The sequence below is a fragment of the Xanthomonas sp. DAR 80977 genome (assembly GCF_041240605.1).
Lineage (GTDB): Bacteria > Pseudomonadota > Gammaproteobacteria > Xanthomonadales > Xanthomonadaceae > Xanthomonas_A > Xanthomonas_A bundabergensis.
Map to the genome: position 1 here is coordinate 4,121,744 of NZ_CP162487.1, position 13,943 is coordinate 4,135,686.

The 13,943-nt window shown below is 71.1% G+C and carries 10 protein-coding genes; 8 read left to right on the top strand and 2 right to left on the bottom strand.

Features of this window, described 5'->3' with window-relative positions; all coding sequences use genetic code 11:
• Nucleotides 1-7: 7 nt before the first annotated feature.
• The 5 genes from AB3X10_RS17415 (at nucleotide 8) to AB3X10_RS17435 (ending at nucleotide 4,837) form a co-directional block, all read left to right on the top strand.
• A complete protein-coding gene (locus AB3X10_RS17415; protein ID WP_369976654.1) occupies nucleotides 8-1,252 on the top strand; it encodes an MFS transporter in 1,245 nt (414 codons plus the stop codon).
• Nucleotides 1,249-2,523 (top strand): SGNH/GDSL hydrolase family protein, encoded by a 1,275-nt coding sequence (locus tag AB3X10_RS17420; protein WP_369976656.1) that lies wholly within the window; start codon nucleotides 1,249-1,251, stop codon nucleotides 2,521-2,523. Before AB3X10_RS17415 ends, AB3X10_RS17420 begins: the two co-directional genes overlap by 4 nt.
• 40 nt (nucleotides 2,524-2,563) lie before the next feature.
• Nucleotides 2,564-3,598 (top strand): aldo/keto reductase, encoded by a 1,035-nt coding sequence (locus AB3X10_RS17425; protein ID WP_369976658.1) that lies wholly within the window; start codon nucleotides 2,564-2,566, stop codon nucleotides 3,596-3,598.
• A gap of 67 nt (nucleotides 3,599-3,665) precedes the next feature.
• Entirely contained in the window at nucleotides 3,666-4,691 is a 1,026-nt protein-coding gene (locus tag AB3X10_RS17430; protein ID WP_369976660.1) for a zinc-binding alcohol dehydrogenase family protein, read from the top strand.
• Between the two features lie 14 nt (nucleotides 4,692-4,705).
• Nucleotides 4,706-4,837 carry a hypothetical protein gene (locus AB3X10_RS17435; protein WP_369976662.1) on the top strand — a complete coding sequence of 44 codons (132 nt, stop codon included), beginning with the start codon at nucleotides 4,706-4,708 and terminating at the stop codon, nucleotides 4,835-4,837.
• Between the two features lie 100 nt (nucleotides 4,838-4,937).
• Here AB3X10_RS17435 and AB3X10_RS17440 read toward each other — a convergent pair whose 3' ends face one another.
• Complete coding sequence (locus tag AB3X10_RS17440; RefSeq protein ID WP_369976664.1) at nucleotides 4,938-5,990, bottom strand: hypothetical protein; 1,053 nt, start codon at nucleotides 5,988-5,990, stop codon at nucleotides 4,938-4,940.
• Between the two features lie 259 nt (nucleotides 5,991-6,249).
• On the opposite strand from AB3X10_RS17440, the gene AB3X10_RS17445 reads away from it, so the two are divergent.
• Nucleotides 6,250-8,298, top strand: a complete 2,049-nt coding sequence (locus tag AB3X10_RS17445) for an FAD-dependent oxidoreductase (protein ID WP_369976666.1) — start codon at nucleotides 6,250-6,252, stop codon at nucleotides 8,296-8,298.
• A 609-nt stretch (nucleotides 8,299-8,907) separates the two neighbouring features.
• On the top strand, nucleotides 8,908-10,248 hold the full coding sequence (locus AB3X10_RS17450; RefSeq protein WP_369976668.1) for an MFS transporter: 1,341 nt from the start codon (nucleotides 8,908-8,910) through the stop codon (nucleotides 10,246-10,248).
• Here the strand turns inward: AB3X10_RS17450 and AB3X10_RS17455 are convergent.
• Nucleotides 10,217-11,338: an ROK family protein gene (locus tag AB3X10_RS17455; protein WP_369976670.1), complete on the bottom strand. Its 1,122-nt coding sequence runs from the start codon at nucleotides 11,336-11,338 to the stop codon at nucleotides 10,217-10,219. The genes AB3X10_RS17450 and AB3X10_RS17455 overlap by 32 nt on opposite strands.
• Nucleotides 11,339-11,447: 109 nt before the next feature.
• Between AB3X10_RS17455 and AB3X10_RS17460 the strand changes: the two genes are divergently transcribed.
• Nucleotides 11,448-13,943 carry a TonB-dependent receptor gene (locus AB3X10_RS17460; protein WP_369976672.1) on the top strand — a complete coding sequence of 832 codons (2,496 nt, stop codon included), beginning with the start codon at nucleotides 11,448-11,450 and terminating at the stop codon, nucleotides 13,941-13,943.

Genomic DNA, 13,943 nt, shown 5'->3' on the forward strand with positions numbered 1-13,943 from the left:
AACCGCCATGTCCTCGTCCCCCGCGCATCCGCCCGTCGCCGCCCCGCCGCCACGGCGGCCGCTGGCCTTGTTCGCGCTGACCGCCGGCGCGTTCGGCATCGGCACCACCGAGTTCGTGATCATGGGCCTGCTGCTGCAGGTCGCGACCGACCTGCAGGTCAGCCTGCCCGCCGCCGGGCTGTTGATTTCCGGCTATGCGCTGGGCGTGTTCGTCGGCGCGCCGCTGCTGACCGTGGCCAGCCGGCGCTGGCCGCGCAAGCGGGTGCTGGTGGCGCTGATGCTGGTGTTCACCGCCGGCAACCTGGCCTGCGCGCTGGCGCCGGACTACGCCACGCTGATGGCGGCGCGGGTCATCACCTCGCTGGCGCACGGCACCTTCTTCGGCGTCGGCGCGGTGGTCGCCACCGGCCTGGTGGCGCCGCAACGCAAGGCCTCGGCGATCGCGACCATGTTCACCGGGCTCACCGTGGCCACCCTGCTCGGGGTGCCGGCCGGTGCCTGGCTGGGACTGCAGTACGGCTGGCGCGCGACGTTCTGGGCGGTGGCCGCGATCGGCCTGCTCGCCACCGTGGTGATCGCCACGCTGGTGCCGGCCCGCGAAGACGCGGCGCCGACGCCACCGCTGCGCGAGGAACTGCGAGCGGTCGGCCGCGCGCCGGTGCTGCTCGGGCTGGCGACGACGGTACTCGGCTATGCCGGCGTGTTCACCGTCTACACCTACATCCAGCCGATCCTGACCCGGGTCACCGGCCTGGCTGACAGCGCGGTCTCGCCGCTGCTGCTGGTATTCGGCGTGGGCATGATCGTCGGCAACGTGTTCGGCGGGCGCCTGGCCGACCGCCATCCGCGCCAGGCGCTGCCGCTGACCCTCGGCCTGTTGGCGCTGGTGCTGGCGGCGCTGGCCTTCGCGCTGCGCTCGGCGCCGGCGATGGTGCTGTTCACCGGCCTGCTCGGGGTGGCCGCGTTCGCCACGGTGGCGCCGCTGCAACTGTGGGTGCTGGGCAAGGCCGGCGACGCCGGCCGGCACCTGGCGTCGAGCCTGAACATCGGTGCGTTCAACCTGGGCAATGCGCTGGGCGCCTGGCTCGGCGGACTGGTGATCGGCCATGGCGGCAGCCTGGCGCAGTTGCCGTGGGCGGCGGCGCTGGTCACCGCGGCCGGCCTGGCGGTGGCGCTGCTGGCGCTGCGGCTGTCGCCCGCAGCCGCAAAGACTGCGCCGGCGGCGGCATGCGCCGCGGGCGGTGCGGCATGAGCCGGCGCCTGCGCCAGGCCGCAGTGGTCGGCACCTTGCTGGGGGCGCTGGCAGCGCCGGCCGGGGCCACCGAGCGCGACTGGATCGCGACCTGGCAGGCCAGTCCGCAGCCGCTGTGGGCGGCCGACTTCCCGTTCCCGACCCAGACCCCGTTCAACCTGTGGCGGCAGACCGTGCGCCAGGTGGCGCGGATCAGCCTGGGCGGCGAGTCGGTGCGGGTGGAGCTGTCCAATGCCTACGGCCACGAACCGCTGCGGATCGGCGCCGCGCACCTGGCGCTGGCCGGCGACGGCGCGGCGACCGTGCCCGGCTCGGACCGCGAGCTGCGTTTCGGCGGGCAGCGGGAAGTGACCATTCCGCCCGGCGCGCCTGTGCTCAGCGACCCGGTCGCGCTGCGCGTGCCGGACCTGGCCCGACTCAGCGTCAGCCTGTACCTGCCGCAGCCGACCGCGCCGTCCACCTTCCATTGGGAGGGGCTGCAGAGCGCCTGGCTGGCCGCCGGCGAACGCACCGCGGACGCGACGCTGGGCGACGCCGCACCGCTGCCGGTGCGGCTGTTCGTCAGCGGCATCCAGGTGCGCCGCGCCGACGCCGCCGGTGCGGTGGTGGCGCTGGGCGATTCGATCACCGATGGCGCCGCGTCCACCCCGGGCCGCGACCGGCGCTGGCCGGACCAGTTGGCCACGCGGCTGGCGCCGCAGCGCGTGGCGGTGCTCAACGCCGGCATCTCCGGCGGCCGTGTGCTGCGCGACCGCATGGGCAGCAACGCGCTGGCGCGGCTGGACCGCGACGTGCTGGCGCAACCCGGCGTGCGCACGCTGGTGCTGCTGATCGGCATCAACGACATCAGCTGGCATGCCACGCCGTTCGCGCCGGACGATGCGCCGGTATCCGCGCAGGAGTTGATCGCCGGCTATCGCCAGCTGCTGCAGCGTGCGCAGGCGCGTGGTCTGCGCGTGATCGGCGCCACGCTGCCCCCGTTCGAGGGGGCATTGCCGGACACGCCGATCCGCGGCTACTACAGCGCGGACAAGGAACGCGTGCGCCAGCAGGTCAATGCGTGGATACGCGGCGGCAACGGTTTCGATGCGATGATCGATTTCGACGCCCTGCTCCGCGACCCCGCGCACCCCACCCGCATGCTGCCCGCGTTCGATTCCGGCGATCACCTGCACCCCGGCGATGCCGGCTATGCCGCCATGGCCGAGGCCGCCGCGCGCGTGCTCGGCAGCAACGCCGACACGCACGCCGCCTCCGCTTCAGCGCGCTGATCGCGCATCCCTTCCGCTCCCCCGCAAAGGAATCTCCACCATGGAATACCGTCATCTCGGCGCCTCCGGCTTCAAGGTCCCCGTGCTCAGCTTCGGCACCGGCACCTTCGCCGGTTCGAACGCGTTCTTCGCCGCCTGGGGCAATTCGGACGTGGACCAGGCGCGGCGCCTGATCGACATCTGCCTGGAGGCCGGGGTCAACCTGTTCGACAGCGCCGACGTCTATTCCGGCGGCGCCGCCGAATCGGTGCTGGGCGCGGCGATCAAGGGCCGCCGCGACCAGGTGCTGATCTCGACCAAGGCCACCTTCCGCTTCGATCCCGACGACCCGAACAGCGTCGGCTCCTCGCGCTTCCACCTGGTGCGTGCGGTCGAGGCCGCGCTGAAGCGGCTGGACACCGACTATATCGATCTGTTCCAGTTGCACGGCTTCGACGCGAAGACGCCGGTGGAGGAAACCCTGTCCACACTCGACGACCTGGTCCGCGCCGGCAAGATCCGCTACCTGGGCGTGTCCAACTTCTCCGGCTGGCACCTGATGAAGTCGCTGGCGGTGGCCGACCGCTACGGCTGGTCGCGCTATGTCGCGCACCAGGCCTACTACTCGCTGATCGGGCGCGACTACGAGGAGGAGCTGATGCCGCTGGGCCTGGACCAGGGCGTCGGCGCGGTGGTGTGGAGCCCGCTGGGCTGGGGCCGGCTGACCGGCAAGATCCGCCGCGGCCAGCCGCTGCCGGACAGCAGCCGCCTGCACGACAAGCAGGTCACCGAAGCCGGCCCGCCGGTGGAGGAGGAACGCCTGTACCGGGTGATCGACGCGCTCGAGGCGATCGCCGCCGAGACCGGCAAGAGCGTGCCGCAGATCGCGCTGAACTGGTTGCTGCAGCGGCCGACGGTGAGCAGCGTCATCATCGGCGCGCGCAACGAGGAACAGTTGCGGCAGAACCTGGGCGCGGTCGGCTGGAACCTCGACCCGGCGCAGGTGCAGCGGCTGGATGCGGCCAGCGCGGTGGTGCCGCCGTATCCGTACTGGCACCAGCGCAACTTCGCCGAGCGCAATCCGCGCCCGGTCTGATCCGCGCGCGCAGCGCGCGCCGACCGCCACGCATTCCGATCACCGCTTGCCCACTCCTGGAGACATCATGAAAGCCGTCGCCCTGACCCGTTACCTGCCGATCGACGATCCGCAGTCGCTGTTCGATGCCGACCTGCCCACGCCCCCCGCCCCCACCGGCTTCGACCTGCTGGTGCGGGTGGAGGCGGTGTCGGTCAATCCGGTCGACACCAAGGTGCGCGCGCCCAAGCCGCAGGTGGAAGCGCAGCCCAGGGTGCTGGGCTACGACGCTGCCGGCGTGGTCGAGGCGGTCGGCGCCGACGTCGAGGGATTCGAACCCGGCGACGAGGTCTACTACGCCGGCGACATCACCCGCGCCGGCAGCAACGCGCAATACCAGCTGGTGGATGCGCGCATCGTCGCGCGCAAGCCGACGACGCTGGATTTCGCGCAGGCCGCGGCGCTGCCGCTGACCACGCTGACCGCATGGGAACTGCTGTTCCAGCGCATGCCGTTCGACTTCGACGACGAGCGCAACCGCGGCCGCCGCCTGCTGGTGATCGGCGGCGCCGGCGGGGTCGGGTCGATCGCGATCCAGCTGGCGCGGCATGCCGGCTTCGAGGTCATCGCCACCGCTTCGCGCCAGCAGACCCGCGACTGGTGCCTGCGACTGGGCGCGCAGCACGTGATCGACCATCGCCAGCCGCTGGCGCCGCAATTGCAGGCGCTGGGCATCGCGCAGGTGGATGCGGCGCTGAACCTGGCCGACACCGATCGCTACTGGGACGCGCTCGGCGAACTGGTCGCGCCGCAGGGCCATGTCGGCCTGATCGTGGAACCGGCCGGCGCGCTGCACATCGGCGATCCGTACAAGGCCAAGTGCATCGGCATCCACTGGGAAATGATGTTCGCGCGGGCGCGCTTCAAGACCGCCGACATGATCGAGCAGCACCGGATCCTGGCGCGCACCGCCAGCCTGGTCGACGCCGGCGCGTTGCGCACCACGCTGACCGAGACGCTGGCGCCGATCGACGCGGCCAATCTGCGCGAAGCGCACCGGCGGCTGGAGTCGGGCAGCACCATCGGCAAGCTGGCGCTGGCCGGCTGGAGCTGACGCGCGAGGCCGACGTGCAGACGCTGATGCAGCGTCCGCACGGCGCGCCGACCGTGGACGCAGGCGCGCACGCCGCCGCGATCGGCGGCGGCGATGGCTGGCGTCGGCGCGACGTCCGCGCCAGCCGTTCGGAAAAAAAACGATGATGAATCCGCGCAGGTCACAACCGGGCGATCGCAGCGCGGCGTTCGTGCGCGCGCCGCCGCTGCACCTGGGCACGGCCGCGGACCGCGACCGCGCCGGCGCTCATTCGACCGACACGGTGCCCGAGCGCGGGTAGACGCGGTAGATGCGGTTGTTGCTGTTGGAGCGGATGCGGATCTCGTCCCCGGCCACGCCGTCGAGATTGGCGTAGCCGAGCAGCGTCCACGAACTGCCGAAGCTGCCGGCGCCGTTGATGGTCTGCAGGGTGCCGCTGGCCGGGCGCAGGATCAGCAGGTTGCCGCTGCCGCCCTGCGCCATCGCCACATCGTTGCCGGCCACGCCATCCAGGTCGCGCACGCCATTTTCCAGGGTCGCGTACTGGCTGCCGATCCAGTAGCTGTTCAATGCGCCCGACCTCAGCGAATAGATCTTCACTTCGCTGGGCAGCGCGAGCAGCAGCTCGGCGCCGGCGACGCCATTCATGTCGCTGGCGCAGTTGGCGATGTCGGCGCAGATCTTCCAGTTGCTGCCGTTGCTGACCCAGGTCGTGCGCAGCCCCGCATTGCGGCCGTAGACCACCAGGTTGCTGCCGGCTTCCAGCGGAATCTCGGCGCCGGCCAGGCCGTCCATGTCGGCGACGGCGCCGGCGACGACGCGCGAGGCGGTGCCGATGTAGTGGTCGGTGATGCTGCCGTTCCTGGGAGTGACGATGCGCAGCAAGGTCGGCGTGGTGATCGCGATCTCGTTGCCGGCGATGGCGTCCACGTCGGCGAATGCGCCGATGTCCCAGGCGGTGGTGCCGATGTAGATGGCGGCCGTGGTGCGCGCGTAGTGCTTGACGATGGTGAGCTGGTTGCCCTGCTTGAGCACCACCTCCGCCCCGGGCGATCCGTCCACGTCGATGATCGAGGCCAGCGTCCAGGGGGTGTTGCTCAGCGGATAGCGGGTGGCGGCGCTGCCGCTGACGACGTTGATTTCGCTGTAGCCGTTGCAGACGGCTTCCAGGCTGCCGTTGCCGTCCAGATCGACGGCCTGGATCAGTTCCCCGTAATAGGCGGTGGACGTGCTGCACGACTGTGCGAAGACCTGGGAAGGCGCGGCCGCGGCGGCGGCCATGCACAGCGCGAAGCCTGTGTTCCGGATCGGATGGCGCATGGGAAACTCCTTTTAGGGGACAGGCTGGCGACGGTCCGGGGCCTGCCGCATCCGGACCACCGACGATGACGAATGGCGATGGACTCCCCCCCCGTCGCCGCTGGACAAAACCCGATTTTGGGATTGCCGTCCTGCTGCCTGGCGTCCGCCCCGCGCGCGGTTGCGCCGCTCCGCCGGCGGCCGGTCCGCGCGCGCCCTCTTGCCGTGGCGCGGGATTCGGGGCACCCTGCGCGCTTCCGTACGCCAGCGTATCCAAGCCATGTCGCCCGCCTCCGGCCAGCCCGACCCGTCCCCTGCCGCCTATCCGCACCTGTTCGCCCCGCTCGACCTGGGCTTCACCCAGCTGCGCAACCGGGTGCTGATGGGCTCGATGCACACCGGCCTGGAGGATCGCGCGCGCGACTTCCCCAAGCTGGCCGCGTATTTCGCCGAGCGCGCCGCCGGCGGCGCCGGGCTGATCGTCACCGGCGGCTTCGCGCCGAACGTGGTCGGCTGGCTGAAGCCGTTCGGCGGCAAGCTGTCGTGGCCGTGGGAAGTGCGCCCGCACCGGCAGGTGACCCGCGCGGTGCACGCGCACGGCGCCAAGATCTGCCTGCAGCTGCTGCATGCCGGGCGCTACGCCTACCACCCGCTGTCGGTGGCGCCGTCGAAGCTGAAGGCGCCGATCAACCCGTTCACCCCGCGTGCGCTGTCCGCACGCGGGGTCGAGCGCCAGATCGACGCCTATGCGCGCGCCGCGCGGCTGGCGCGCGAGGCCGGCTACGACGGCGTGGAAGTGATGGGTTCGGAAGGCTACCTGATCAACGAGTTCGTGGCCCCGCGCAGCAATCGCCGCGACGACGCCTGGGGCGGCGACGCGCGCAAGCGCATGCGCTTCGCGGTGGAGATCGTGCGCCGCATCCGCGAGGCCTGCGGGGCGGATTTCATCATCGTCTACCGGCTGTCGCTGGTGGACCTGGTCGAGGACGGCAGCGACTGGCAGGAGATCGTGGCGCAGGCGCAAGCGATCGAGGCCGCCGGCGCGACGCTGATCAACTCCGGCATCGGCTGGCACGAGGCGCGGGTGCCGACCATCGCCACCTCGGTACCGCGCGCCGCCTTCGCCGGCGTCACCGCCAAGCTCAAGCCGCACGTGCGGGTGCCGCTGATCGCCACCAACCGCATCAACATGCCCGACGTGGCCGAGCGCATCCTCGCCGACGGCGGCGCCGACATGGTGTCGCTGGCGCGGCCGCTACTGGCCGATCCGCAATGGCCGAACAAGGCGCGGCGTGGCCAGGCGCATGCGATCAACACCTGCATCGCCTGCAACCAGGCGTGCCTGGACCACGTGTTCGAGAACAAGACCGCCAGTTGCCTGGTCAATCCGCGCGCGGCCGCGGAGACCGAACTGAACTACCTGCCCACCGCGGCGCCCAGGCGCATCGCCGTGGTCGGCGCCGGCCCGGCCGGACTGGCCTGCGCCACGGTGGCCGCCGAACGAGGCCACCGCGTGACCCTGTTCGACAGCGCCGCGGAGATCGGCGGCCAGTTCAACGTGGCCAAGCGCATTCCGGGCAAGGAGGAATTCCACGAGACGCTGCGCTATTTCCGCTACCAGCTCGAGGCCACCGGCGTGGACCTGCGTCTGCAGACCACCGCCGATGCGGCGCTGCTGGCCGATTTCGACGACGTGGTGCTGGCCACCGGCATCGTGCCGCGCGCGGTGGCGTTCCCCGGCGCCGACCATCCCAACGTGGTCAGCTATCTGGACGTGTTGCAGGGCCGGGTGCAGGCCGCGGACAAGGTCGCGATCATCGGCGCCGGCGGCATCGGCTTCGACGTCGGCGAGTTCCTGGTGCATGCCGGCGTCTCGACCGCGCTGGATCCGGCGCGCTGGATGGCCGAATGGGGCGTGGATCCGCAGTTCGAAGCGCGCGGCGCGTTGCGCAAGCCGCAGCCGGAAGCACCGGCACGCAAGGTGTGGCTGTTGCAGCGCAGTGCCGGCCGCCCCGGCGCGCGCCTGGGCAAGACCACCGGCTGGATACACCGCGCCACGTTGAAGGCCAAGGGCGTGACCATGCTCGGCGGGGTCGAATACCTGGGCATGGACGATGCCGGCCTGCGCATCCGCGTGGACGGCGCCGAACAGCTGTTGCCGGTGGGCACCGTGGTGGTCTGCGCCGGCCAGGAGCCGCGCCGCGACCTGCACGACGCGCTGCAGGCCGCCGGCCGCAAGCCGCACCTGATCGGCGGCGCCGACGTCGCCGCGGAGCTGGACGCCAAGCGCGCCATCGCCCAGGGCAGCCGCCTGGCGGCCATGCTCTGAGCGAACGCTGCGCCCGGGCCTGGGCGCGGCTGCTTCTCCCGTCGAGGAAGTAGCCACGCAGGGCGCGAGAAGGGATGGCGAAGCCGCGTGCATGCCTAGCGATGCCTTGCGCCGTACCCTCACCCCAACCCCTCTCCCGGTGGGAGAGGGGCTTTTGGCTGCCGCGTGCCGTGTCCGTATCGCAATGCTGGCTGCCCATGTCCCCTCTTCTCCATTCCGGACCATGGCCCACTTTTCAGGGGGGAAGGTGGCCCGCGGAGCGGGATGAGAGGACGTGCGAAGCCACGTGCATGTCCAGCGATGCTTCGGACCGTACCCTCACCCCAACCCCTCTCCCGGTGGGAGAGGGACTTTTGGCTGCCGCGTGCCGTGTCCGTATCGCAATGCCGGCCGCCCATGTCCCCTCTTCTCCATTCCGGACCATGGCCCCCCTTTTCAGGGGGAAAGGGGGCCCGCAGAGGGGGATGAGAGGACGTGCGAAGCCACGTGCATGTCCAGCGATGCTTCGGACCGTACCCTCCCCCCCCCGGTGGGAGAAGGCTAAGCGCGCCTCTGCAATGCGATGGCATATTTCTCCGCTTTGTCGCGTTGCTCAGGTATATCGACGCGATGAGTCCGCCCCCGTCCCGGCCCGCCCCGCTCGACCGCGCTTCGCCGCCGGCGCCGCTGCCGTTGTCCATGGCCGGCCTGCAGGCCTACGCGCTGGCGCATTTCGGCAAGAGCCTGCTGTGGTACGCCGGCGAACTGCTGCTGATCTATTCGCTGACCGAGCACGCCGGGCTGGGTGCGGCGACGGCCGGGCTGGTGCTGGCGCTGGGCCTGCTGATCAGCGCGGCAATCGGCCTCGGTGCCGGTTGGAGCTTGCGCCGACACCTGCGCAACGTCGCCGACAGTGCGCGCCTGCAATCGCTGGGCCTGAGCGCAGCGGCACTGGCGCTGCTGCTGGTGTTCGCCGCGCCGTTGCTGCCGGCCTCGCTGCGGCTGGGGTATGTGCTGGTGGTCAGCCTGCAGTTCCGCATCGCCTACGCCGTCTGCGACGTGGCCCAGAACACCTTGCTGAGCCTGGCGCGTTGGCCGTGGCGCGGCCACGACGGCGCCAGCGCGTTGCGTCTGGCCGGCAGCGGCATCGCCGCACTGCTGATCAGCGTGGTGGTCGGCGCGGTGCTGGCGCGCGGTGACGGCGGCGCGGCCTTCGCGCTGCAGGCCAGCATGCTGTTGGCCACCGTGGCAGTGCTGTGCGCGTGGCGCCTGCGGCACGTGTTGCAGCGTGGCGTCGCGTCGCATCCGGCCGCCATTCCCGATGCGCCTGCGCGCACCGAACCGGCGCCGTGCTGGCGCGCGATCCCATGGCAGCCGCTGCTGCTGATCGCCGCGGTCTCGCTGACCTTGCCCGCCTTCACCAAGCTGGCGCCGTACGTGGCCGCCTACGGCCTGCTGTCGCCGGGCTGGGGCAGTGCCGTGCTGATCGCCTATGCGCTGGGTTCGGTGCTGGTGCAACCGCTGGCGGCACGGCTGGGCCGACGGCATCCGCCGCAGCAACGGCTGGCCCGGCTCGGCGTGGCGCTGTTGCTGAGCGCGCCGCTGTTCGCGCTGGCGTTGCCGGCACAGCCGCAGCTGAGCCTGCTGGCGGCAGCGTGGATCGGCGCGATCGGCGGCAGCGCCGGCCAGTTGGTCTGGGCCTGGCATGCGCAGTTGACCGCCAGGCGCGCGGTCGCCCAGCACGCGCTGTGTTTCGCCGCGCTGGTCGCCAGCGCGCAGGTGGCGCTGGCCGCCGGCATCGCCGTGATCGGTCTGCTGTTGAGCGTGGTGGACTACCACGACGCCCATTGCCAGTTGCTGCGCTGGGCGATGGCCGCCGGTCCGCTGGCCTGCGGCGCGCTGTGCCTGCTGCTGGCGCTGCTGTCCGCGCGCCGCCCGCTCAGGCGAAGAAAGCTCGCTGCAATGGCATGAGCGCCGCGCCCAGGGTCACCGCGTCGCCGACGGTACCCGCGATGCGCAGTTCCGGCAGTGGCGGCGCCAGTCCATGCCGGTTGGGTGCGCGCGGGATGCGGATGCGTTCGATCAGGCGCGCGCCGATCGGCGCCGGCAGGCGTCCGCCGATGACGATCGCCTGCGGATCCAGGGTGTAGGCCAGGTAGGCGCACAGCTGCGAGAACGGCGCTTCGGCCAACTCCAGCCAGGCGTCCACGCCCGGGCTGTGCGGGCCGATGTCGCCCAGCATCTGCTCGACGCCGGCATAGTCCTGGCCCGCCGCGCGGACCAGCGCCAGCAATGCGTCCAGGTTCGGATAGGCCATGCCGGCGACGGTCCAGATGCCGCCGAACTCGCCGGCGTTGCCGCGATGGCCGCGGAACAGCCGGCCATCGGCAATGATGCCGCCGCCGAAGCCGTTGGTCAGGTGCAGGTAGGCGAAATCGCGGCAATCGCGGCCGACCCCGTACAGGCTCTCGGCCACCGCCGCCGCCGCGCCGTCGTTCTCCACGGTGACCGCGCAGCCCAGCGCGTCCTCCAGGATCGGACCCAGCTCAACCTGGGTCCAGTCCTCCAGCGCCGGTGGCGCGGCCATCTGCTGGCCCTGTCCGGTGAAGAAGGCCGAGATCGCCATGCCCGCGCCGACCACCCGCGCCGGATCCACGCCGGTTTCGGCGAGCAGTTCCTCGCGGAACCGCAGCAGCTGCGCCAGCACCGGCGCGCGCCGCATGTCGGCCAGGCCGACACGGCGCTGGCCGCGCACCGCGCCGGCGAAATCGATCAGGGCCAGCGCCACCACGTCGCCCATCAGGCCGATGCCGAACGCATAGGCGTAGTCCGGCGCCAGGCGCACATCGACGCTGGGGTTGCCGCGGCCCTCGGCGGTGCGGGCGCCGAGCTGCACCATCTTGTCCTGCACGAAGCCCTGCAGCAGGCGTGCAACCGTGGGCTGCGACAGGCCCAGGTCGCGACTCAGCGCCGCCTGGGTCTGCACCCCGGCCTTGAACACACGGTCGAGCAACTGGCGGCCGCCGGCGCTGACGCGCGGCGGGAAATCGGCATGGAGCATGGGACGACGCGGACCCCGCAATGGATGTGGCGCAACGCTAGCATGTGGACACATAAGTTTCATACATGGTAAATAGTATTAACCCCACATACTTTTAATGGGGAGTTCCATGCGTACCAACCATCCACACCTGAGCCTGCTCGCGCTGGCGCTGTCCTCCGTTCTCGCCGCCGGCGCCCATGCCCAGAAGCCGCCGCAGGCGCCCGCCGCCGACGCCACCACCACGCTGGATCAGATCGTCGTCACCGGCACCCCGCAGGGCCAGTCGCAGAAGGACGCACCGTTCGCGATCAGCGTGGTGTCGAAGCAACGCCTGGACCGCGCGGCGCCGAGCAGCAGCGTGGACATGCTGCGCGCCGTGCCCGGCTTCTCGGCCGAACCCTCCGGCGGCCAGGGCGGCGGCCAGAACCTGTACGTGCGCGGCCTGCCTGCCGGCGGCTGGTACTACGTGCAGTACCAGGAAGACGGCATGACCCTGTTCGACGAGCCGCAGGAAAGCTTCTTCAACGTCGATACGCTGTTCGCGCTGGACATGATGACCGAGCGCCTGGAAGTGGTGCGCGGCGGCACCTCGCCGCTGTTCGCGACCAATGCGCCGGGCGGCACGGTCAACGCCATCACCCGCCACGGCACCGCCACTCCCGAGGGCGCGGTGCGCATGAGCGTCGGCAGCGACGGCCTGCGCCGCGAGGACGCCTACAGCGCCGGCCCGCTGAGCGAGAACGTGCTGTACAGCATCGGCGGCTACCACCGCAGCGACGACGGCCTGCGCGAGACCGGCTACACCGCCGACAAGGGCGGCCAGGTGCGCGGCAACCTGACCTTCCTGATGGGCGACGCGATCCTCGACGTGGACGCCAAGTACCTCGACGACCGCACCGCGTTCTACAACCCGATCCCGCTGGACGATCCGCGCAATCCGTCGCGGTCGCTGTCCGCGCTGCTCGACCCGCTGGACGGCACCCTGCTGTCCAACGACCTGCGCCGGACCACGGTGCCGACCTTCGACGGCAACCGCATCCTGTCCCGCAACCTGGATCTGGCCGACGGCATCCACAACAAGGTCAAGCAACTCGGCACCCACCTGGAGTGGAACCTGGACGACGGCCTGACCCTGAACAACCGCATGCGCTTCGTCGATGCCGAGGTGGACTACACCGCGCTGTTCTCCGGCGCCGCGCCGTCCGATGCCGCCGCGTATCTGTCCACCCAGCTCGGCCGCGCGCGCACCGGCTTCGGCAACCGCGTGGCCCGCGTCGGCTACGTCACCAGCCGCGACGGCGCCGCCTACGACCCGGCCAGTGCCGACGGCCTGGTGCTGGAAAGCGGCCTGTGGAACGCGCGCACCCACCTGCGCACGCTGTCCGACGATCTGCGCCTGAGCAAGGCGTTCGGCGCATCGGCGCTCGGCCAGCACACGCTCACCGCCGGCGTGAACGTGCAGCACTTCGAATACGCCCAGGACCGCCTGCAGAACACCGTGCTGACCACGCTGCAGAACAATGCGCAGCGCCTGGACGTGCTGGCCTACGACGCGGCCGGCAACGTGGTCGGCGCGGTCACCCAGAACGGCTTCGTGCGCTACGGCAACGGCGTCACCCGCGGCTTCGCCAACGGCACCTACCTGTCGCCGTACCTGTGGGACTCGGTCCGCTTCGGCCGCCTCGGCGTGGATGCCGGCGTGCGCTACACCCGCTACAGCGCCGACGGCGGCGTGTACGCCAACACCACGCGCAACCTGGGCGACCCCACCACCCTGGCCGACGACGGCGTCGGCGGCCTCAGCGGCGCGTTCAGCGCCCGCGACGATCGCCGCCATGCCACGCAGTGGACGCTCGGCGCCGAGTTCGCGCTGACCCCGCAGCTGCAGACCTTCGCCCGCTACACCAAATCGCAGCGCTTGCCGCGGCTGCAGAACGTGTACCAGACCCAGAACGCGGCGGTCACCGACATCGACCAGGCCGAGGCCGGGCTGCGCGGCGCGTTCGGCGATACCTTCTCGTTCTCCACCGTGGGTTTCTGGAGCCGCTTCAACGCGCTGTCGATCAGCGCGATCGTGCTCAACGACGCCGGTGCGGTGCAGACCCTGGCGCTGGTCGGGCAGACCCGGACCTTCGGCCTGGAATCGGAGTTCACCTGGCGCCCGTCGGCGTACTTCGGCATGACCGGCTCGGTGACGCTGCAGGATCCGCAGACCCGCAGCCTGAGCAATGCCACCACCGGCGCCAGCTACGGCGACCTGGACGGCAAGCAGATCTCGCGCATCCCCAAGTTCATCGCCTCGCTGAGCCCGACCCTGTACTTCGACATCGCCGGGCGCCCGCTCGAACTCTCGGCCACCGCCTACCGCATGGGCCAGCGCTACGTCGACTACACCAACGCCACCGCGCTGCCGGCCTACACCACCTACGACCTGGGCGTGTTCGCCCGCCTCAGCGACAACCTGGAGCTGCAACTGCATGCGGCCAACGTCGACAACAGCATCGGCCTGACCGAAGGCAACGCGCGGGTGGACACGCTGTCCGGGCAAGGCACAGCCGAAGCGATCTACGCGCGGCCGATCTTCGGCCGCAACTACAACGCGTCGCTGACCTGGAGGTGGTGA